Origin of the sequence: Paracoccus sp. (in: a-proteobacteria) (assembly GCF_030538655.1) — a bacterium.
Taxonomy (GTDB): domain Bacteria; phylum Pseudomonadota; class Alphaproteobacteria; order Rhodobacterales; family Rhodobacteraceae; genus Paracoccus.
Genome location: NZ_JAUNTO010000016.1, coordinates 52,275 through 72,011 on the forward strand (window position 1 = coordinate 52,275; position 19,737 = coordinate 72,011).

General features: G+C 63.7%; 17 protein-coding genes and 1 tRNA gene. 9 read left to right on the top strand and 9 right to left on the bottom strand.

The window, feature by feature from the left end:
* The first annotated feature begins 440 nt into the window (after positions 1 to 440).
* Positions 441 to 2,828: a phenylalanine--tRNA ligase subunit beta gene (gene pheT, locus Q4G22_RS11525; RefSeq protein ID WP_303386050.1), complete on the top strand. Its 2,388-nt coding sequence runs from the start codon at positions 441 to 443 to the stop codon at positions 2,826 to 2,828.
* Positions 2,829 to 2,911: 83 nt separating this feature from the next.
* On the opposite strand, the gene lpxK is transcribed toward pheT, so the two are convergent.
* From lpxK to tsaD, 8 genes are all read right to left on the bottom strand, one after another.
* The gene (lpxK, locus tag Q4G22_RS11530; protein ID WP_303386051.1) at positions 2,912 to 3,877 is read right to left on the bottom strand and encodes a tetraacyldisaccharide 4'-kinase; all 966 of its coding nucleotides are present in this window, start codon (positions 3,875 to 3,877) and stop codon (positions 2,912 to 2,914) included.
* A complete protein-coding gene (locus Q4G22_RS11535) occupies positions 3,874 to 5,055 on the bottom strand; it encodes a 3-deoxy-D-manno-octulosonic acid transferase (RefSeq protein ID WP_303386052.1) in 1,182 nt (393 codons plus the stop codon). Before Q4G22_RS11535 ends, lpxK begins: the two co-directional genes overlap by 4 nt.
* On the bottom strand, positions 5,055 to 5,300 hold the full coding sequence (locus Q4G22_RS11540) for a DUF4170 domain-containing protein (protein ID WP_303386053.1): 246 nt from the start codon (positions 5,298 to 5,300) through the stop codon (positions 5,055 to 5,057). The genes Q4G22_RS11535 and Q4G22_RS11540 overlap by 1 nt, the downstream gene beginning before the upstream one ends.
* Positions 5,301 to 5,886: 586 nt before the next feature.
* On the bottom strand, positions 5,887 to 6,306 hold the full coding sequence (locus Q4G22_RS11545; protein ID WP_303386066.1) for an EVE domain-containing protein: 420 nt from the start codon (positions 6,304 to 6,306) through the stop codon (positions 5,887 to 5,889).
* The gene (locus tag Q4G22_RS11550; protein WP_303386054.1) at positions 6,306 to 6,578 is read right to left on the bottom strand and encodes a YciI family protein; all 273 of its coding nucleotides are present in this window, start codon (positions 6,576 to 6,578) and stop codon (positions 6,306 to 6,308) included. The genes Q4G22_RS11545 and Q4G22_RS11550 overlap by 1 nt, the downstream gene beginning before the upstream one ends.
* A 3-nt stretch (positions 6,579 to 6,581) precedes the next feature.
* Entirely contained in the window at positions 6,582 to 7,520 is a 939-nt protein-coding gene (locus Q4G22_RS11555) for an NAD(P)H-dependent glycerol-3-phosphate dehydrogenase (protein WP_303386055.1), read from the bottom strand.
* On the bottom strand, positions 7,517 to 7,828 hold the full coding sequence (locus Q4G22_RS11560) for a hypothetical protein (RefSeq protein WP_303386056.1): 312 nt from the start codon (positions 7,826 to 7,828) through the stop codon (positions 7,517 to 7,519). The genes Q4G22_RS11555 and Q4G22_RS11560 overlap by 4 nt, the downstream gene beginning before the upstream one ends.
* Positions 7,829 to 7,861: 33 nt before the next feature.
* The gene (gene tsaD / locus Q4G22_RS11565; RefSeq protein ID WP_303386057.1) at positions 7,862 to 8,929 is read right to left on the bottom strand and encodes a tRNA (adenosine(37)-N6)-threonylcarbamoyltransferase complex transferase subunit TsaD; all 1,068 of its coding nucleotides are present in this window, start codon (positions 8,927 to 8,929) and stop codon (positions 7,862 to 7,864) included.
* Positions 8,930 to 8,998: 69 nt separating this feature from the next.
* On the opposite strand from tsaD, the gene Q4G22_RS11570 reads away from it, so the two are divergent.
* The 7 genes from Q4G22_RS11570 to Q4G22_RS11600 all read left to right on the top strand — a co-directional run bounded on the left by Q4G22_RS11570 (position 8,999) and on the right by Q4G22_RS11600 (position 17,683).
* Complete coding sequence (locus tag Q4G22_RS11570; RefSeq protein ID WP_303386058.1) at positions 8,999 to 9,673, top strand: uroporphyrinogen-III synthase; 675 nt, start codon at positions 8,999 to 9,001, stop codon at positions 9,671 to 9,673.
* A 96-nt stretch (positions 9,674 to 9,769) separates the two neighbouring features.
* The gene (locus Q4G22_RS11575) at positions 9,770 to 11,251 is read left to right on the top strand and encodes a COG4223 family protein (protein ID WP_303386059.1); all 1,482 of its coding nucleotides are present in this window, start codon (positions 9,770 to 9,772) and stop codon (positions 11,249 to 11,251) included.
* Between the two features lie 11 nt (positions 11,252 to 11,262).
* Positions 11,263 to 13,146, top strand: coding sequence for a heme biosynthesis HemY N-terminal domain-containing protein (locus tag Q4G22_RS11580; protein ID WP_303386060.1), 1,884 nt, complete (start codon positions 11,263 to 11,265; stop codon positions 13,144 to 13,146).
* A 91-nt stretch (positions 13,147 to 13,237) separates the two neighbouring features.
* Positions 13,238 to 13,313 (top strand) — tRNA-Thr (locus tag Q4G22_RS11585).
* Positions 13,314 to 13,466: 153 nt separating this feature from the next.
* A complete protein-coding gene (locus tag Q4G22_RS11590) occupies positions 13,467 to 14,315 on the top strand; it encodes a hypothetical protein (protein ID WP_303386061.1) in 849 nt (282 codons plus the stop codon).
* A gap of 60 nt (positions 14,316 to 14,375) precedes the next feature.
* Positions 14,376 to 15,527 carry an RsmB/NOP family class I SAM-dependent RNA methyltransferase gene (locus tag Q4G22_RS11595; RefSeq protein ID WP_303386062.1) on the top strand — a complete coding sequence of 384 codons (1,152 nt, stop codon included), beginning with the start codon at positions 14,376 to 14,378 and terminating at the stop codon, positions 15,525 to 15,527.
* Positions 15,528 to 15,679: 152 nt separating this feature from the next.
* Positions 15,680 to 17,683 (top strand): ATP-binding protein, encoded by a 2,004-nt coding sequence (locus Q4G22_RS11600; RefSeq protein ID WP_303386067.1) that lies wholly within the window; start codon positions 15,680 to 15,682, stop codon positions 17,681 to 17,683.
* 4 nt (positions 17,684 to 17,687) lie between these two features.
* Here Q4G22_RS11600 and Q4G22_RS11605 read toward each other — a convergent pair whose 3' ends face one another.
* Complete coding sequence (locus Q4G22_RS11605) at positions 17,688 to 18,272, bottom strand: hypothetical protein (protein WP_303386063.1); 585 nt, start codon at positions 18,270 to 18,272, stop codon at positions 17,688 to 17,690.
* Between the two features lie 226 nt (positions 18,273 to 18,498).
* Here Q4G22_RS11605 and recA point away from each other — a divergent pair, with 226 nt between their 5' ends.
* The gene (recA, locus tag Q4G22_RS11610) at positions 18,499 to 19,569 is read left to right on the top strand and encodes a recombinase RecA (RefSeq protein ID WP_303386064.1); all 1,071 of its coding nucleotides are present in this window, start codon (positions 18,499 to 18,501) and stop codon (positions 19,567 to 19,569) included.
* Positions 19,570 to 19,737 lie beyond the last annotated feature (168 nt).

The window sequence follows — 19,737 nt, forward strand, 5'->3', positions numbered from 1 at the left end:
TTCAGGCGTCCGCTCTCAAAGCGTTTAGTTGCGAGTCTCCTACTGGGCTTAATGCCAGTGGTAGCCAATGCTGACTGCCGTTCGGACAAGGCGCAAAATGTGCTCTCGTATCTAGTTACTGAAAGTGAGGTACGAGCATTTGCTATGGCCAACTGCTCAGACGAAATGATCCGAGTTTTTATGCCCAAGGTGATTTCTAGGCAAAATCAGGAACGGATGTCCGGCGCTAGAAGGTCAAATGCTGTCCCAGCTGATTCTGTGACTGCCTATCAACTTCAGTTCAGAAGAAATGGGAGATGGTATGCTGGTCCCACCTATTTATCCGCTTGGCAATGTAGCGATGCGCAGTGGGCTCCGGGTATGATCGGCGCAAGATGCGTCGAAGTTAAAGTGCGACCCGTTGAATAAGTAATCAGCAAGCGCGCAATCCAAGGTTAGCAATGAAATTCACCCTCTCCTGGCTCAAAGAGCATCTCGATACCACCGCCACCACGTCGGAAATCGCCGAGGCGCTGACCGATCTTGGCCTTGAGGTCGAGGAGGTCTCGGACCCGGCGGCCAAACTGTCGAACTTCACCATCGCCCGCGTCACCCATGCCGAACAGCATGCTGACGCCGACCGGCTGCGCGTCTTGCGCGTCGAAACGGATGAGGGCGAAAAGCAGATCGTGTGCGGCGCGCCGAATGCGCGGGCGGGGCTGATTGGCGTTCTGGCCAAGCCCGGCGATTATGTGCCGGGGATCGACACCACCCTGTCGGTCGGCAAAATCCGCGGCGTGGAAAGCCACGGCATGATGGCCTCGGAACGCGAGCTGGAGCTGTCGGATGAGCATGACGGCATCATCGAACTGCCCTCGGGACAGGTCGGGCAGCGGTTTACCGATTGGCTTGCCGAAAACGCGCCCGAAAAGATCGACCCGATGATCCATATCAAGATCACCCCGAACCGCCCCGATGCGCTTGGCGTGCGTGGCATCGCGCGTGATCTTGCGGCGCGGGGGCTTGGCAGGCTGAAGCCGCTGAAAACCGCTGACATCAAAGGCGAGTTTCCCAGCCCCATCACTGTCACCATCGCGCCGGAAGTCGCGGAAAAGGCGCCGTTTTTCGCCGGCCGCGTGGTGCGCGGGGTCAAGAACGGACCGTCGCCGGATTGGCTGCAAGCTCGCCTGCGCGCTATCGGGTTGCGGCCGATCAGCGCGCTGGTCGATATAACCAACCTGTTCACCTATGACCTGAACAGGCCGCTGCATGTGTTTGATGTGGCGAAACTTTCCGGTGATCTGCACCTGCGCGGCGCAACGGCGGGCGAACAGATCACGGCGCTGGATGACAAGACTTACAGCCTGCCCGAAGGGGCGGTGGTGATTTGCGACGATCACGGCCCGGACAGTATTGCCGGGGTGATGGGCGGCGCACGCTCGGGCAGTCATGAGGACACGACCGATGTGTTCATCGAGGCCGCCTATTTCGACCCGATCAGCATTGCCGCGACGGGGCGGGCGCTGAAGATCAATTCAGACGCGCGCTATCGGTTTGAACGCGGGATTGACCCGGCGTTCACGCTACAAGGGCTTGATCTGGCGACGCAAATGATAATCGAGCTGTGCGGCGGCACCCCTTCGGATGTGGTGACGGCGGGCACCGTGCCAGATACCGCGCGCGCCTATCGGCTGGATCCGGCGCGCACCGCCAGCCTTGTCGGGCTGGATATTCCAGCAGATGTTCAGCACAAAACGCTGGAATCCCTTGGTTTTGTTATGAGTGGCGATATGGCGCAGGTGCCAAGCTGGCGGCCCGACATCTTGGGCGAGGCCGATCTGGTCGAGGAAATCGCCCGCATCGCCAGCCTGACAAAGCTGCAAGGCAAGCCACTGCCGCGCCCGCGCCCCGGCGTGCCGCGCCCGGTGCTGACACCGTTGCAGGTCCGCGAAAAGGCGGCGCGACGCATGGCGGCGAGCCTTGGCTATAACGAATGCGTCACCTACAGCTTTATCAGTGCGCATCAGGCTACGTTGTTCGGCGGTGGGACCGATGCGGTGCGGGTGGAAAACCCGATTTCGTCGGAAATGACGCATCTGCGCCCCGATCTTCTGCCCGGTCTTTTGGCAGCGGCGGCGCGCAATCAGGCGCGTGGCTTTGCCGATCTGGCGTTGTTCGAGGTTGGCCCGGTGTTTTCTGGCGGCGAGCCGGGCGATCAGGCGCTGCAACTCGCGGGCCTGCTGGTCGGGGCCACCGCGCCGCGCGATCCGTTCGCCAGCCGCCGCAAGGTCGATCTGTATGATGCCAAGGCTGATGTCGAGGCGCTGCTGTCGACCATCGGCGCACCGGCCAAGGCGCAGATCAATCGCAAGCTGGACGGCTGGTGGCATCCGGGCCGTGCCGGGAATATCGCTCTGGGTCCGAACGTTTTGGCGACGTTCGGGGAATTGCACCCGCGTGTGCTGAAGGCGATGGATGTAAAAGGTCCGGCCGTGGCCTTTACCCTGCATATCGCCGCCGTGCCCTTCCCGAAAACACGCACCCCGGCCCGGCCTGCGCTGGATGCCTCGGGGTTGCAGGCGGTCGAGCGGGACTTTGCCTTTGTCGTGGATGCGCGGATCGAGGCATTGACCTTGGTGAATGCTGCGGCGGGGGCGGATAAGGCACTGATTGAAAAGGTCAGCGTGTTCGACCAGTTCATCGGGCTGGACGGCGGCAAAAAGTCGATCGCGATCACCGCCCGATTGCAGCCGCGCGATAAGACCCTGACCGATGCCGAGATCGAGGCGGTCAGCGCCAAGATTATCGACAAGGTAACAAAAGCGACGGGCGGCACGCTGCGGGCGTGATGGGGGTAGGGGGCGCTCGCGCCCCCTCTTGGCCTTGCGGCCAATTCACCCCCTGAGGATATTTACAGACAAAAGATGCCGGTTCAGGACAGTAGCTTGTCCAGCGCCGAGTTCAGGGGGACGGGATCCGTCAGTTCCAATCGCACGGGCAGTGCCAGCACTTTGGGACGGAAACTGCGGGGCAGGCGCACGGCGTCTTTTTCTGTTGTCACCAGTTGTGCGCCCAGCAGACGCGATTCGGTTTCCAGACGGGTCAGTAGGGCGGGGGTGAAGGGCTGGTGATCGTCCAGCGCCTCGGCCCGTGTGATGTCGGCACCAAGGTGACGCAGCGTGGCAAAAAATTTTTCAGGGTGGCCAATTCCGGCAAAGGCCAGCACCCGGTGCCCTTGCCAGTTGATGCCAGTTTGAAGCGGCGTCAGCCGTCCGTGCAGCAATGGCGGGGACATTGGCGGCGGGATGAAGTCGCCGCCAATCGCCAGCAGCAGATCGGCGCGGGCCAGCCCGGTTTGAACCGGCTCGCGCAGGGGGCCGGCGGGCAGGCACATGCCGTTGCCGAACCCTTTGGTGGCATCGACCACGATCAATGACAGGTCATGTGCCAGCGTCCCATCCTGGAAACCGTCATCCAGAACAATCGCTTGGGCACCTGCCGCAACTGCGGCCTGTGCTGTCGCCAGCCGATCCTTGCCGACCCAGACCGGCCCGAAGGCTGCGATCAGCAAGGGTTCGTCGCCGGTCAGGGCTGCATCATGCAGGCGTTCATCGACATGCAGCGGAGTCGTTGCGCGTCCACCGTAACCGCGTGAGACGACGTGCGCGGCCACGCCGCGTGCCTGTAAAGCCTGTATCAGATGGATGACCGTGGGCGTTTTTCCGGTGCCGCCTGCGTTCAGGTTGCCAACACAGATCACCGGAATGTCCAGTCGGTGCCGCGCGCCTTGTGACAGCCTGCGCGACGTTCCGGCAGCGTAAATTGCGCCTAAAGGGGAAAGAAGACGTGCCGTCCAGGTTGGCGGCTTGCGATACCAAAAGCTGGGGGGGCGGGTCATGTGGGCACCCTTTCACGGATCAATTCCAGCACGGGTTGCGCGATTTGTCGTGCCACGACTGCGCCGCCGGTGCTGACCGTCCAGGCGTGGCCAGCCAGTCGCGCGGCCAGTTCGGGCTGAATGAGATCGGCCACCGCATCGGCCAGCCCGGCGGCATCGCGCACGATGCGGGTGGCCCCGGCGCCGTCCAACTGCCGCCATTCGGTTTCAAAGGCACCGATAGCAGGGCCGCGGATGATGGCTGATCCAAGTGCCGCAGGCTCGAACGGGTGGCGTGCCTCGCTGTCGCGGCCTGACAGGGTTCCGCCCATGAAACTGACCTGCGCCAGCCGATACCATAGGCCAATTTCCTGCATATCTTCAGCCACCAGCACCTGAACCTCGCTTGTCGGATCTTCTTCGTCGTTGCGACGGGCGACTGCAAGACCGGCTGATTCCAGTGCGGCGGCCAGCGATGCGGTGCGGTCGGGACGGTTTGGCATAAAGATGAGCAAGGCCCGGTGTGACTGACGCAGGGCGGCACGATGCGCCTCGATCACGGCCTGCTCCTCGGCCAAGGGGACCGATGTGGCCAGCCAGATCAGCCGCCCGCGCAGCATGGTGGCGAGGGCCATGCGTTCAGCTTCGACGCAGGACAGAGGATCGTGGATTTCGGCCACAGGTCCGGTCAGGCGCAGGCGGGAATCCGGCACCCCGAGGCGCGACGCCATATCGCGCGCGGTTTTGTCTGCGACCATGACCAGCGTCAGGGATGACATCAGCCGCCGTTGCATTCCACCCGCCAGGCTCCACCCCGAGGTTTCGGCACTGATCTGCGCTTCGATCAGCACGACAGGGATACCGGCGCGTGATGCCGCGTCGATCAGGGCCGGAGGTAACGCGTCACCAAACAGCAGCACGGCGGATGGCTGTGCCCGTGCGATGAATTGTGGCGCGGCCACCGAATCGTCGCTGAAATCAGGCACATCGTCTTGCCCCAGCGAAATCAGACGCAGATCCGGGTTCAGCAGGCGCATCGCCTGGACCACGCGGCGGACGGCCGGTCCTGTGCCGGTGCCGGGGCAGAGAACGATCAGCGGTCCATCGCCGGGGGGCAGGGCGTATTGGTCCAGCCGGGTGCCCGGACGGCTGCGCAGATGCAGCCATAACCCGAGGGCACCCAGACCCGCCCGAGACATCAGATACCCAGTTCTGCGGTCGGGCTGTTTTGCTGCGCCTCGTCGGTCAGGCGGTGCAGGTGGGCGATGAAATAGCGGGTCGAGGCACTGTCCACGGTTCGCTGTGCCTCGGCCTTCCAGGCATCGAAGGCCAGTGCGTAGTTGGGGTAAATCCCCACGACATGGATGTCTTTGGTGTCGCAGAATTCGGTGCTTTGCGTATCGACCAGTTCGCCGCCGAATACGAGGTGAAGTCTTTGAGTCATGATAATTCCTGTCTGGGTCGTGGCGTGACATTAACGCGCGGACGGTTCGAACCCAAGAGCTATGACCTGTGGCTTTGATTAAAATGCTGCGGGTAATTGCTTTGTTCCGAATCGCGATTTGCGCTAGATCGGTTTTGCGACGGCAGAAGGCCAGTCAACGAAATCTGATCTCCGGGATGCGTGTGGTGGTATGGGGCACGCTGGGGGCGAAGGGTTCCGGCTGAAACTGGGGCGGTCGGAACCCTTCGTTTTATAGCTGAAATAGCAGGCTGATGACGGTCGGTTGGATGATGGCGCACCAAGCGGACCGGGCGAATAGGGTGCCAGACGCCAATGGCCAGCGATTGCTGCAAGTGGATGGGCGCTTGACGATGACTGTGCAGGATTACGCCGCCTGCTGGTCTTGCTTGCACCGCCTGCTGGTGTGGCTTTCGATTTGGGCGTGGGTGGGCCTTTGTGCCGATCCGGGCGGGCCTTCGGCTCTGCCTATGGCAGCCCTTGGCTCTGCTTACGGCAACCCTTGGCAACTCGCGGGTTGCCATCTGGGGCGGTTTGCCGGCCGGGGCATGTCAGGCTTGGGGGCGGGTCAGCCTTCAGTGCCGGACAGTTCCATGATAATCGCCCATTCCGCCGCTGTCACAGGCTGCACAGAAAGGCGGCTGTTGTTGACCAGCACCATTTCGGACAGGCGCGGTTCCGATTTGGCCTGATCCAGAGTCACCGGATGCGACAGTGGTTTCACCGCCCGCACATCCACGCATTCCCATTTCGGATCGTCTGCGGTGGTGTCTGGGTGGGCCTCGGCACAGACTTCGACGATGCCGACCATCTCTTTGCCGATGTTTGAATGATAGAACAGTCCGCGATCACCCACAGCCATGGCGCGCATGTTGTTGCGCGCCTGGTAATTACGCACGCCGTCCCATTGTTCGCCTTTTGCCCCGCGCGTAACCAGATCGTCCCAGCTGAACACGTCGGGTTCGGATTTGAACAGCCAATAGTTCATCAGCCGATTACCTTTTTCCATTCGATCACCTCGGCGCTGGCGAACAGGCCCGCAGCCTTATACGGATCATCAGCTGCCCAGGCCGTGGCAGCGGCCAGATCGTCTGTTTCGATCACCAGCAGCGAACCACGCATTTCACCGTCTTCGATCAGTGGGCCGGCCATGCGCAATACCTCTGATCCGCGCAGAAAGGCCAGATGCGCATCGCGCGTATCCAGCCGGGTTTGCAGCATGTCGGGATTGTCGCGGCAGATGACGGCGAACAGGGGCATGGTTCATTCCTCTTTCAGGGGGCGGCTTAGCAGCAGGTCGATACAGGTGGCGATGGATATTTCGCCGGTGGACAGGCGGGCGACAGCGGCGGCTATCGGCATATCGACCCCCAGCCGGGGTGCCAGTTCGGTCACGGCGCGGGCGGTGGCTGCGCCTTCAACCGTGGTGGCGGCATCCCAATCCGCCCCGGACCCGAGCGCGTGGCCAAAGCGGAAGTTGCGTGACTGTTCCGATGTGCAGGTCAGCGCCAGATCCCCCAGCCCCGACAATCCGGCCAGCGTTTCGGGGCGAGCGTTCAAGGCCGGGGCCAGACGCATCATCTCGGCAAAGCCGCGGGTCAGGATCGCGGCGCGGGCAGAATCGCCCAAGCCCGCGCCGATGGCCGCACCCGCCGCGATGGCGACGACATTTTTCAGTGCGCCGCCCAGTTCGGCACCGGCAACATCAGTGGTGCGATACAGCCGCAAGACCGGAGTGGCCAGTTCGTGCTGCAACGCCTCGCCCGCTGACGGATCGGCGCAGGCCAGCGTCAGCGCCGTGGGCAGGCCGCGCGCGATGTCGGCGGCAAAGCTGGGACCCGTCAGAACCGCCGGGGTCGCGGCGGGGCAGGCGTCGGCGATCAGCGCCGATGGCCCCGTCAGTCGCCGCAGGTCGATACCTTTGGCGCAACTTACCAGATTGCGCCCGTTCAGATAGCCGGCATGGTCCGCCAGAAAACCGCCCAATACCTGCGCGGGCAGGGCCAGCAGGATGGTGTCTGACAGGGCATCGCTCAGCCGGTCGGTGATGCGCACCGTGTCGGGGATGGTGACGCCGGGCAGGTGCGGGTTGGTTCGCCCCCAATCGACGCGGCGGCCCCACAGCACCACCGGCCCATGCGCGGCCAGGGCCACCGCCAGCGCGGTGCCGAATGCGCCTGCGCCAAGAACCGAAACGCTCATGCCTCGTTATCCGCTGAAAGGGGGTGGCGGCGCAGGAACCAGCGCATCAGCGGATAGCCCATCGCCATCAGCGTGATGATCGAAAAAGCGGCCCAGCCGGTGGTCAGCCCCAGCAGCCAGAACTGCGTGCCGGTGCCCGCAAACATCGCGCCTGCCGTGGCGACGGCGGCCAGCGTTACCCCCAGATCGGCCAGTGCCAGCCGCAGCACGGTCTTGCGCCGGATCGAGGGGTAGATGCCCAGATAGCCCACCGCCAGACAAGCGGCGTTCAGGATCAGGATTTTCGCTTCGGGCGGCAGGTGGTCCATCATGCGGCCTTTATAGGTGGTGGCGCGGCAATGTCACGCCTTGGCGCCACGCTTGCCCGCGCCCAGCATCGGTGCGGCGGTCTGATCCAGCGGCCAGCGGGGCCGTGCGGCAAGGGTCATGTCGTCGCGACGGCCATTGCGGAACGCTTCGATCCCGGCCCATGCGATCATCGCGGCATTGTCGGTGCACAGTGGCAGTGGCGGCGCCACAAAACGCGCGCCCGCCTCTGCCGCAACCTGTTCCAGCGCGGCACGGATCGTGCGGTTGGCAGCCACCCCCCCGGCGACGGCCAGCACCGGAACAGGATTGGCGGCCAAAGCGCGGCGGGATTTTTCGGCCAGCACATCGGCAACAGCAGCCTGAAACGCGACACAAAGGTCGCGGCGGTCCTGTTCATACAACCCGCCTTGTGTGGCGGCCAGATCGTCACGCAGGCGCAGCGCGGCGGTTTTCAGCCCCGAAAACGACAGATCGCAGCCCGGCCTGTCCAACAGCGGGCGCGGCAAGGCAAAGCGGGCCGGATCGCCCTGCGCGGCCTCGGCCTCGACCGCGGGGCCACCGGGTTGCGGCAGGCCCAGCAGTTTGGCCACCTTGTCGAACGCCTCGCCGGGTGCGTCGTCGATGGTGCCGCCAAGGCGAGTAAAGACATCCGCGCCATCCACACGCAAAAACTGACAATGCCCGCCCGAAACCAGCAGCATGATATAGGGATAATCCAGCCCATCGGTCAGCCGTGGCGTCAGCGCGTGTCCGGCAAGGTGGTTCACGCCGACCAGTGGCAGGCCCGACCCGGCGGCAAGCCCCTTGGCCAGCATCACCCCCGCCATCACGCCGCCGATCAGCCCCGGCCCTGCGGTGACGGCGATGCCATCAAGATCGCTCAGGTTCAGCCCCGCCTGTTTCAGCGCGGCGCTGACGCACAGATCCAGCCGTTCGGCATGGGCGCGCGCGGCGATTTCGGGCACGACGCCGCCGAAATCGGCATGCAGCGCCGACTGACCGACCACCACCGACGACAGGATCATGCGGTCGCCCCGCACCACGGCGGCGGCGCTGTCGTCGCAACTGCTTTCGATGCCAAGAAAGGTCAGGTCGGTCATGCGTGGCTTGTGGCAAGGGGAAAGGCGATTTACCCCTTGGTCCGTAACACTCTTGCAGGGGGCTTGCCAATGCCGCTGCCAACTATCCTTTTATCCCGGCCTCAGGCCGACAGTGACCGTTTTGCCGCGCGGTTAGCCGCCGATCCGGGGCTGACACATCTGCCGGTGCTGATCGCGCCCCTGCTGCGGATCGAGCCGGTCCCGCATAATCCGTCGGTGCTGCAACAGGCGGATGCGCTGTTGTTCACTTCGGCGCAGGCCGTGCCCTTTGCGGGGGCAGGGCGGGGGCGGCGCGCGTGGTGCGTGGGCGGGCATACGGCGGCGGCGGCGCGGGCAGCCGGGTTTGACGTGATCGAGGGACCGGGCGATGCGGCGGGGCTGGCGCCGATGATAGCGCCCGTCGCGGCCCAGCTGATCCACCCGCGCGGTCGCCATATTGCCCGCGATCTGGGGGCGCGGGGCGTGGTGGTTTACGATCAGCTGCCGCAAGCGCCATCGCCGCAGGCGCTGGAGCTGCTGGCGGGGCAGGGGTCGGTCATTCTGCCGCTGTTTTCGCCCCGCTCGGCCCGGCTGGCGGCGGCTGTCGCGGCAGGGGCGAAGGCACCGTTGTGGATCGCTCCGATCAGCCATGCCGCCCGCATGGAGTGGGATGCCCCGGCGGCGCGCTGTGAAATAGCCGCATCACCGGACGCGACAGGGGTGCATGACGCGATCCGACGCCTGATCGCGCCGGAACAATCCTGACCAGCGCGGGTTGAGACGGGGGCGCGCGCCCTCTAGACTGCTGCTCAACGTGCTACGCCGCCCCTGTGCCGGGCGATTCTGATGGGGATTCAAGACGTGACCAATCCAGAGAATGACGCCGGGGCCAAGGATGCAAAGAAAAAAGCCGCTGAACCGGGGAAGGTGATCGAATCGCGTCCGGTCGCGGCAGGCGACCAGACCGGGGCCATGGCAAAAGGGGGCGACATCAGCCCCGCCGACAGCAATCTGTTGGGGCAACCGCAGGGCAAGCCCCGCCCCGCTGCCGCGAAAAAGCCCGGCGCCGGGGAAAAGCCCTTGCGGCTGACGCAGACCGCCCCCGCCGCAGCGGATGCGGTTAAAGATAAGGCCAAGTCGGTCAAGGCTGAATCTGACCTGACCGAGAGCAGCATTCCCAAAACCGCAAAGACCGAACCTGCCAAGGCAGAACTGCAAAAAACCGCGCCCGCATCGCCCCCCGCACCTGCGCCGGTTCCGGTGACGGTGCCACGACGCGGCGGCTTTTTGCCGCTGGCCTTTGGTGGTGCGGTTGCGGCAGGATTGGGTGCCGCCGCGACGATCTGGGCCTTGCCGCATCTGCCGCCCGGCTGGTTGCCGGAACAGCCGGGCGAGGTGGTGGAACAGGGCAGCGGCGTCACGCTGGAAGATGTGCGCGGCGAAATCTCGACCGCGCTGGAAACGCTGACTCCGCCCGATGCGCCGGATCTGTCGGCGCTGGAAACACGGCTGGACGGGATCGAAAACAGCGTTACGCAGATCGGGGAACAGGCCCGGCAGGCAGGCCAAGCCGCCGCGCAAGAGGCAATCGCCGCGCTGACACTGCCTGACGCGGGGGCCTCGCCGCAGGCGATGGCCGCGCTGGCGCGGCAGGTGCAGCAGCAGGCGGCGCAGATCGCGGAGCTGACGGCGCGTACCGCTGTTGACCCGGCGCTGGCGGAACGGATGCAGGCACTGGTCGCACAGGGCGAGACGCTGGAATCTCAGCTGGCTGCCGCAGCGGCGGATGCGGAATCCCGCATCTCTCAAGCGCAGTCCGAGGCCGAGCGTCTGCAACAGGCTGCCACTGAATCCACCCGCCGCGCCGAGGCGCTGGCCGCCATCGCGGCGCTGCAAGCCGCGCTGGATCAGGGCGTGTCCACCGACGCCGCCGCTGAACAGTTGCGCAGTGCCGGGGTCGAGCCGCCCACCGCAGTCACCGCAGGCGCACCCACGCTGGCCGGTTTGCAATCCGATTACCCTGCCGCCGCCCGCGCCGCCTTGCGCGCCGCGCTGCGCGAGGATGCCAGCGACGGCGGTGCCCTGAGTGCGGTCGGGAATTTTCTGCGTGTTCAGACAGGCGCCCGCTCGGTGACGCCGCGCGAAGGCGGTGACCCGGATGCGATTCTGTCGCGTGCGGGTGCGGCAGTCAGCGCAGGCGACATCGCGGCGGCGCTGTCGGAAATCGGCATGCTGCCCGAAGCCGCGCGCAACGTGCCACTGATGGCCGAATGGCTTGCTGGCGCACAATCGTGGCAGGCTGCGCATGACGCGCTGTCCGAGCTTTCCGGTCACTCCAATTAACGAGGAACATGATGCTTCTGTCCCTGCTGAAAATTCTGTTCTTCTTTGCTGTGGTGCTGGCTGTCGCGCTTGGTGCCGTGCATCTGTCGGAAAGCGGTCAATCGCTGCGGCTGGAATTTGCGGGCAGCGAATATATGCTTGGCCCGCTGCAAATGCTGGTCGCCGTGGTGCTGTTGATGATCGCGGGTTGGGTCGTGCTGCGCGCGTTGGGCCTGATAATCGCTTTTCTGCGTTTTCTTGCCGGCGATGAAACCGCGATCAACCGCTATTTCGCCCGCTCGCGCGAGCGTAAGGGATACGAAGCCCTTGGTGAAGGGATGCTGGCCGTCGCCTCGGGCGAGGGGCGTCTGGCGATGAGCAAGGCCGCCAAGGCGGAAAAATATCTGGACCGCCCGCATATCACCAACCTGCTGGCCGCGCAGGCGGCCGAGGTTGCGGGCGATTCCAGCCGCGCCGGGGAAATTTATCGCAAGCTGCTGGATGATGAACGCACCCGTTTTGTCGGTGTGCGGGGTCTGATGCGGCAAATGCTGGCCGAGGGGGACACCAAAACCGCGCTGCTGCTGGCGCAAAAGGCCTATGCGCTCAAGCCGCGCCACACCGAAATTCAGGATACGCTGCTGCAATTGCAGACGCAGGAAGGCGACTGGCACGGTGCCCGCGCGGTGCTGAAGGACAAGCGCAAGCGGGGCGATCTGCCCAAGGATGTCCATATCCGCCGTGACGCCGTTCTGGCGCTGCAAGAGGCGTCCGAGGTGCTGGCCCATGGCAGTTCCATCAGCGCGCGCGAGGCGGCCATTTCCGCCAACCGCGCCAGCCCGGATCTGATCCCGGCGGCGGTTCTGGCCGCACGCAGCTATATCGCGCAGAAAGATTTCCGTAATGCTGCGCGGGTGCTGGAAAAAACCTGGTCTGTGCGGCCGCACCCGGATGTTGCCGCCGCCTATGCCGAAATCGCGCCGGATGAAACGTCCGATGCGCGGCTCAAGCGGTTCCAGACGCTTATCCGCAAGAACCCCGATCATGAAGAATCGCGCCTGCTCAGCGCCGAATTGCTGCTGGCGACCGAGGATTTCCCCGCTGCTCGCCGCGCGCTTGGCGATCTGGCCGAGGTTCACCCGACGGTGCGCACCCTGTCGATCATGGCTGCGGTCGAGCGTGGCGAAGGTGCGGATGAGGCTGTCGTGCGGGGCTGGCTGGCCCGTGCTCTGACCGCCAGTCGTGGGCCGCAATGGTGCTGTGACAAGTGTCAGAATGTGATGCTGAACTGGTCGCCGGTCTGCGACAGTTGTGGCGGGTTCGACACGCTGACCTGGCGCGAGCCGGACGAGCGTCACAACGGCGCCGCCCCTGCCGGTGCCGAAATGCTGCCGCTGCTGATCGGTCCGGGGGCTGCCAAACCGCCCGCGCCGACACCACAGGACATTACCCCCGAACCCACGCCCATGGTGGTCCCCGAGGCGGCGGAACCCTCTGCCACGGTGAAAACCGCGCCCGAGCCGAAATCGCCCCCTGCCTCCACCGTCGAGTCGCAACCAAAACACGTCAAGGGCGAGGTGCCCAATGTCGCACCCGGCATGGTTCCGCGAGAAGACGATTACGTTCGTGTTGCACCTTCGGCCACGGTGACGACGCCCTCGCCGCAGCCGCAGCCGCAGCCGCGTCCGGCTGCACCCGCCGAACCTCTGACGACCGAGGCAGAGCCAGCCCCCGCCGCGGCGCCCACACCTCAGGCGCGTCCCGAGCCGACGCCTTCGAATGATGAAATGCGTGAGCCTCAACCGATCCGCACGGCTGAGTTCGACATTCCTGAACACGAATATCAGGCGCTGAGCCGTGGCGAAAAAGCTTCGCCGAACCTTGGCGCTACGACCTCTGACGGGCGCAGAGGTTAAACGCGTTCACCAAAACATCAGAAGGGGCGGAAAAATGCGCCGCCCCCTCTTTCCCCCGGTGATGGAACCTGCTATCCGCGCCGCCACCAGTGCCGGTGTAGCTCAGCTGGTAGAGCACGTCATTCGTAATGATGGGGTCGGGGGTTCGAGTCCCTTCACCGGCACCACTTCGCCCAAAAGGCGGGTTTCCCTGAAAAATTTGATTTTGAGACGCGGTTGTTGGGGTGTTTGCCACGACAGGGCTGTTGTTTGGGCCTGGAAACCTCATCTTAACCTGTGACTGCTACATCAGGCCGGAAAGCAGAATGCCGGTAAGCCTGATGATCCGACCCTTGATCCTTGTTATTGCCCGTGCGGGCCGTCTGGTTGTGCGGCGCGTGGTGTATTGGCTGATGCTGGTGCTGTGCTGGCCTGACCCGTCACAGGCGCGCTTGCGGCTGGATGACCCGGATGTGGCGGCGGCGGTCTGTGAACACGCTGCCATGCAGGTCGCTGCCGAAAGCGGGGTGCCCGCCGATATTCTGGCCGGTCTGACGCTGACCGAAACCGGTCGTCGCCGTAATGGCGTGGTCCGCCCTTGGGCGTGGAGCGCGAATGCCGATGGTGCGGGTTCCTGGTTTGACGATCCGGCCAGTGCGCTGGCCTATGTCGAGGATCGTATCGCGATGGGTCGGCCCAGTGTTGATGTTGGCTGCTTTCAGTTGAACTATCGCTGGCACGGTGAGAATTTCCCTTCGGTTGCCGCGATGCTGGACCCGATGACGAATGCCCGCTATGCCGCGCGCTTTGTGCGGCAGCTTTATCAGGAAACCGGCGATTGGCGGGCGGCAGCGGGGGCCTTTCATTCCCGCACGCCAGTTCATGCCAATCGCTATCTGAAACGCTTTGACGAATTGCGCGCGATGTATCAGTCGCGTGGGTTTCAGGGTATGACCGGATCGCCCGAGACCTATAACCAGTTTGCCGACGCCGCGCCGATGCCGGTGGAAAAGGTGCGCCGCGCGCGGGAAAAGTTGACCCTGCTGGGCGCGCCCATCGGCACCCCGCTGACGGGGCGCGCCGGATCGCTGGCCGTGATCGGCGATTCGCGCGGGGCCTTGCTGGTTGCGGGGGGCAGCGGGCCTCTGTTCGGACAGGGTGGGATGCTGGACAGGGGGGAACTGCCCTGATCTGCTGGCGCGTGGCGGCGCAACGCCTATAGTGCTGGCGGGTTCTACAAGAGGCGGCGGATGACTCCCAATGCGCGAATTGCTGCGGCGATAACGGTTCTGGATATGATTCTGGACGGTCAACCCGCCGAACAGGCGTTGCTGCGTTGGTCGCGCGGCGCGCGCTATGCCGGTTCGGGCGACCGTGCGGCGGTGCGCGATCTGGTCTTTGACAGCTTGCGGCGCCGCCGCTCGCGCGCGGCCTTGGGCGGGGGGCTGACGGGACGCGGGTTGATGCTGGGGATGTTGCGGGAAACTGGTGCTGACCCGGACACCGTGTTCACCGGGCAGGGTTTCGATCCGCAGCCCGTCACGCCGCAAGAGGTCGGCCACCCGCCTCAAGGGGGCGAGGTCAGCGATCTGCCCGACTGGATTTTGCCGCAATGGTCCGCCAGTCTGGGCGATGAGGCACAGGCTGTTGCGCTTGCGTTGCGGGACCGGGCGCCCATCTGGCTGCGTGTCAATCTGCTGAAGGCGACGCCCGATGATACTGTGACCGCACTGACCCGTGACGGCATCAGCGTCGAGCCATCTGACGGGCTGCCCACAGCCTTGCGCGTGACAGCGGGCGAGCGGCGTGTATCCGCATCCGCCGCCTATCAACAGGGCATGGTCGAGCTTCAGGATCTGTCGCCGCAACTGGCTTGCGCGGCTTTGCCGCTGCGCGATGGTGATCGGGTGCTGGATTATTGCGCGGGGGGTGGCGGCAAGGCACTGGCGCTGGCCGCGCGTGGGGGGGCGCAGATCACCGCCCATGATGCTGACCCGTCACGGATGCGCGATCTGCCGGTGCGTGCGGCGCGTGCGGGCGCGCGGATCACCGTGACCATCCGCCCGACGGGGCTGTTTGATCTGGTCGTCGCGGATGTGCCCTGTTCCGGCTCTGGCACCTGGCGTCGCACACCCGATCAGAAGTGGCGACTGACTGCGCAGGAACTGATGCGGCTCACTGCGCTGCAAGCGCAGATCATAACCGAGGCCGCCCGGCATGTGCGGCCCGGCGGGCATCTGGCCTATATGACCTGTTCGGTATTGCAGGCTGAAAATCAGGCGCAAATTTTGGCATTCCTCGGGCAGAATCCCGCGTTTTCTGAAACCTTTTCCCACTGTTATACCCCCCTGACCGCCAGTGACGGCTTTTTTCTGTCGCTGTTGTCGCGGTCAGCGCCATGACTGCGCCGGATTTCTTGCAGCGTGTTAACCGGGAATTAACCCGCATCCACGCAATCTGGCTGCGATTGATTCGAGAAGGAGCTTCATTCGTGGCTCATTGGGATGAAAAAATCGGCCTGCCGCGCGACGCGATCGCCTTTTTGCCGCTGCTGATGGCCCCGATGGCCATCGGGGCGTTGGCTCTGCTGGTCTTGCCCGGACATGCGGGCGGTATGGTTGCGGTGGTGGCTTCGACCATTGCTGTGGCGTGGTATCTGTTGGGCGGGGCGGTTTCGGTCGGGCATCTGGCGCGCGGAATCGTTGCTCGGCGCAGCCTGTCACGCATCCGGGCCGAGGTTCTGGCCAGTTCAGAGCCCGTATGGATCTGCGATCCGATGGGCGTTGTGCAGTTGCAAAACGATGCGGCTACGGTCGCACATGGCGACCTGACCGGGCAGCGCGTTCAGGCTCTGGCTGCGGGAACGCGGGCCGATGCAGATGGTGCGGTCGCCGATATGATCCTGCGCGCAGGTCGCATCGGCAGTTCGGAAATGACGCTGGCAGATGGCAATATCCTGTCTGTGACAGTGGGGCGGGATGCGCCTTTGCAGATCTGGACGATCAGTGGTGCGCAACCCGACATCGCGCCTCATGCGCCGGATCGGGTCAACCTTATGGCTGAGCCGTATTTCGACAATCTGCCCGTAGCCTTGCTCAAGCTGGATCGCGATGGCCGTGTGCATCGTGCGAATCAGGCGGCTTGCCGGCTGGTTCCAGAACTGGATCAGCACCCGTTGCTGGGCAGTCTGATGGAGGGGCCAGGACGCTCGGTTGGTGATTGGGTGGCCGATGTCTGCGAGGGGCGCACCAGCAGCAAGGCTGAAATGCTGCGCCTTCGCGAAGGCGCAGAGCGGTATTTTCAGGTTTCGCTGGCACCGGATTCCTCGGACCCTGCGTCGGTGCTGGCCGTTTTGCATGACGCCAGTGCCCTGAAAACGCTGGAGGCACAGTTTGTTCAAAGTCAGAAAATGCAGGCAATCGGCCAGTTGGCAGGCGGCGTTGCGCATGATTTCAACAATCTGCTGACCGCAATCACCGGGCACTGTGATCTGCTGATGCTACGGCATGACAAGGCCGATCCCGATTATGCCGATCTGGATCAGATCAGCCAGAACGCCAACCGTGCGGCTGCGCTGGTCAGCCAGTTGCTGGCATTTTCGCGCAAACAGACGTTGAAACCACAGATCATCGACCTGCGCGATACGCTGGCAGATCTGCGCCACCTGCTGAACCGTCTTGTCGGAGAGCGTATCGCGCTCAGCATTCATCATGCGCCGGATCTGCGCGCAATCCGTGCTGACAAGCGGCAATTGGAACAGGTCATCATGAATTTGGTCGTGAATGCCCGCGATGCGATGAAGGATGGCGGCGATATTCAGGTGCGCACCCGCAACCTGCATTATCCCCAAGGTCACGTTCAGGGCCGCGTCTCCTTGCCGCCGGGTCGCTATGTCGAGGTTCAGGTTCAGGACGAAGGCACCGGCATTGCCCCCGAGATCGCCGAAAAGATTTTCGAGCCGTTCTTTACCACCAAGCGCACCGGCGAGGGCACAGGGCTGGGTCTGTCCACCGCCTATGGCATTGTGAAACAGACCGGCGGCTATATTTTTTGCGACAGCACATTGGGCGAGGGAACGTGCTTTACGCTGCTGTTTCCCGCTTATGACCGCAGGGAAAGTCATACTCCTGCGGAACTGGCACGCCCGCTTGCGCCCGCGCCTGAACCGACGCGTCCGGCAACTGTTCTGCTGGTCGAAGACGAAGCGGCCGTGCGTGCCTTTGCTGCGCGCGCATTGCGGATGAAGGGCTACGAGGTGCTGGAGGCCGCCAGTGCCGAAGCGGCGCTGGAGCTTTTGGCAGATGACCGGCTGTCAGTGGATGTTTTCGTGACCGATGTGGTCATGCCCGGCATGGATGGGCCAAGCTGGGTGCGCACCGCGCTGGTTGACCGGCCACAGACCCGCGTGGTTTTCATGTCCGGCTATACCGAGGACATCTTCGGCGAGGGCCATGCCCCGGTGCCAAATTCAGTTTTTCTTGCCAAGCCCTTCACGTTGGCAGAACTGACCGAAGTCGTCGCCCGTCATCTGAGCGGTCAGGGACCGGTGCCGCACTGACAGATCAGAGACTGTCGTAAAGCCTCAGGTCTTGGGCCATGGCGGCGCGCAGGGTGTCTTCTTCGGTCGGAGTCAGTTCGACATCGACCGAAGGCGGCACGTTGACGCGCGGCAGCTCGATCACGCAATCCAGCATGTCTTCGAGATAGGCGATGAAGGCCGGCATGTCCTCATAACGGAAAATCCGGTCAGGACGCGCAGCACCATCGATCAGGAAGGCGGATTGCGTTCCGGTCATCTGCCGGACTACGCTGCTTTGATCGCCATAGGCGCGGGCAAACGCGGCAAAGCTGACGCCCTGCATGGCATGGGATGGATCGTCCAGATCATCGCGCAACCGGAACCGATACCAGCTTCGCAGCCAGTCTACGGGTTCGCGCATCAGTGCGACCGTGGTAAAGGGCGCGCCCGCCGTTTCGCTCAGCCACGGCCCGACATGAGAACGCCAGCGGCTCAGATCCGTGTGTTTGAGCTGCGGCGGACGCATCATCGCGGCACAGGCCAGCGGCTCCAGCGCGGCTTCGACGGCCGACGATCCCGCCTTGGGCGTGGCCAGAAAAGCCAGCCGCGGATTCCAGAATATAAGCATGATGCCCCGTTGATTTCGGGCCGTGTGAATAAAGGCGTCATGAGGCGCTGTAAACCGTTTGTTAACGGCTTTCGCGCCATCATGAGGGCGGCGAATCATCGCAGCCCGGTAAATCGCTTGCAAAGGCTGCGGAAATCGCGCAGGAAGATGAGAACAAGTGAAGAACATCGCTTGGGTCGGGCAGATTGCCCCCGCCGGGGGGCTGTGAAATAACAGGCAGGACAGAATGGCTACGGCGAGTCTCTTTGACATGAACGACAAAAAGTCGGCAGACAAACAAAAGGCGCTGGACAGCGCCCTGGCTCAGATTGAACGGCAGTTCGGCAAGGGGTCGATCATGCGGTTGGGGGTGGATAACCCCGTGGCCGAAATCGAAGCGACCTCGACCGGATCTCTGGGGCTGGATATTGCGCTGGGCATCGGTGGCTTGCCCAAGGGGCGGATCATTGAGATTTATGGCCCGGAAAGCAGCGGCAAAACCACGCTGACGCTGCATTGCGTGGCTGAGGAACAGAAAAAAGGCGGCGTCTGCGCCTTTGTTGACGCTGAACATGCGCTTGATCCGCAATATGCCAAAAAGCTGGGTGTCAATCTGGATGAGCTGCTGATCTCCCAGCCCGATACCGGCGAACAGGCGCTGGAAATCGTGGATACGTTGGTCCGGTCCGGTGCGGTCAGTATGGTGGTGGTCGATTCCGTCGCGGCGCTGACGCCGAAATCGGAAATCGAAGGGGACATGGGCGATGCGCAGGTTGGCGCTCAGGCCCGCCTGATGAGCCAGGCGATGCGCAAGCTGACGGCCAGCATCGGCCGCAGCAATTGCATGGTGATCTTTATCAACCAGATCCGCATGAAGATCGGTGTGATGTTCGGCAACCCGGAAACCACCTCGGGCGGGAACGCGCTGAAGTTCTATGCCTCGGTGCGTCTGGACATCCGCCGCACCGGCTCGATCAAGGATCGTGACGAGGTGATCGGTAACACGACCCGCGTTAAAGTCGTGAAAAACAAGGTCGCGCCGCCGTTCCGGCAGGTCGAATTCGACATCATGTATGGCGAGGGTATCAGCAAGGTCGGCGAACTGATTGATCTGGGCGTCAAGGCGGGCGTAGTGGAAAAATCCGGCGCGTGGTATTCCTATGGCGACGAACGCATCGGGCAAGGGCGTGAAAACGCCAAGCAATTCCTGCGCGACCGGCCCGAGGTGGCCTATGCCATCGAGGACAAGATCCGCGCCAGCCATGGTCTGGATTTCGGCGTCAACCCCGAGGAAGACGATGATCTGACCGAGGAATGACCGACGCGGGGGCGGGATAATCCCCCGCCCCGCTTGATGATCCGGGTTGCCCGATATCGGTTTTTGTTCGCCCGGCAGCAGCCCGAACAGACGACGGATGGCGCCCATAATAGCCCTAGGCGGCGTCTTCATTTAAGTGATCCATGCCATAGCGCATGCGAGATCGAC

Excerpts from the sequence above, each read along its gene's own strand:
- pheT (WP_303386050.1), top strand. The coding sequence starts at position 441 with ATGAAATTCACCCTCTCCTGGCTCAAAGAGCATCTCGATACCACCGCC.
- lpxK (WP_303386051.1), bottom strand. The coding sequence starts at position 3,877 with ATGACCCGCCCCCCCAGCTTTTGGTATCGCAAGCCGCCAACCTGGACG.
- Q4G22_RS11535 (WP_303386052.1), bottom strand. The coding sequence starts at position 5,055 with ATGTCTCGGGCGGGTCTGGGTGCCCTCGGGTTATGGCTGCATCTGCGC.
- Q4G22_RS11540 (WP_303386053.1), bottom strand. The coding sequence starts at position 5,300 with ATGACTCAAAGACTTCACCTCGTATTCGGCGGCGAACTGGTCGATACG.
- Q4G22_RS11545 (WP_303386066.1), bottom strand. The coding sequence starts at position 6,306 with ATGAACTATTGGCTGTTCAAATCCGAACCCGACGTGTTCAGCTGGGAC.
- Q4G22_RS11550 (WP_303386054.1), bottom strand. The coding sequence starts at position 6,578 with ATGCCCCTGTTCGCCGTCATCTGCCGCGACAATCCCGACATGCTGCAA.
- Q4G22_RS11555 (WP_303386055.1), bottom strand. The coding sequence starts at position 7,520 with ATGAGCGTTTCGGTTCTTGGCGCAGGCGCATTCGGCACCGCGCTGGCG.
- Q4G22_RS11560 (WP_303386056.1), bottom strand. The coding sequence starts at position 7,828 with ATGGACCACCTGCCGCCCGAAGCGAAAATCCTGATCCTGAACGCCGCT.
- tsaD (WP_303386057.1), bottom strand. The coding sequence starts at position 8,929 with ATGACCGACCTGACCTTTCTTGGCATCGAAAGCAGTTGCGACGACAGC.
- Q4G22_RS11570 (WP_303386058.1), top strand. The coding sequence starts at position 8,999 with ATGCCGCTGCCAACTATCCTTTTATCCCGGCCTCAGGCCGACAGTGAC.
- Q4G22_RS11580 (WP_303386060.1), top strand. The coding sequence starts at position 11,263 with ATGCTTCTGTCCCTGCTGAAAATTCTGTTCTTCTTTGCTGTGGTGCTG.
- Q4G22_RS11590 (WP_303386061.1), top strand. The coding sequence starts at position 13,467 with ATGATCCGACCCTTGATCCTTGTTATTGCCCGTGCGGGCCGTCTGGTT.
- Q4G22_RS11595 (WP_303386062.1), top strand. The coding sequence starts at position 14,376 with ATGACTCCCAATGCGCGAATTGCTGCGGCGATAACGGTTCTGGATATG.
- Q4G22_RS11600 (WP_303386067.1), top strand. The coding sequence starts at position 15,680 with ATGGCCCCGATGGCCATCGGGGCGTTGGCTCTGCTGGTCTTGCCCGGA.
- Q4G22_RS11605 (WP_303386063.1), bottom strand. The coding sequence starts at position 18,272 with ATGCTTATATTCTGGAATCCGCGGCTGGCTTTTCTGGCCACGCCCAAG.
- recA (WP_303386064.1), top strand. The coding sequence starts at position 18,499 with ATGGCTACGGCGAGTCTCTTTGACATGAACGACAAAAAGTCGGCAGAC.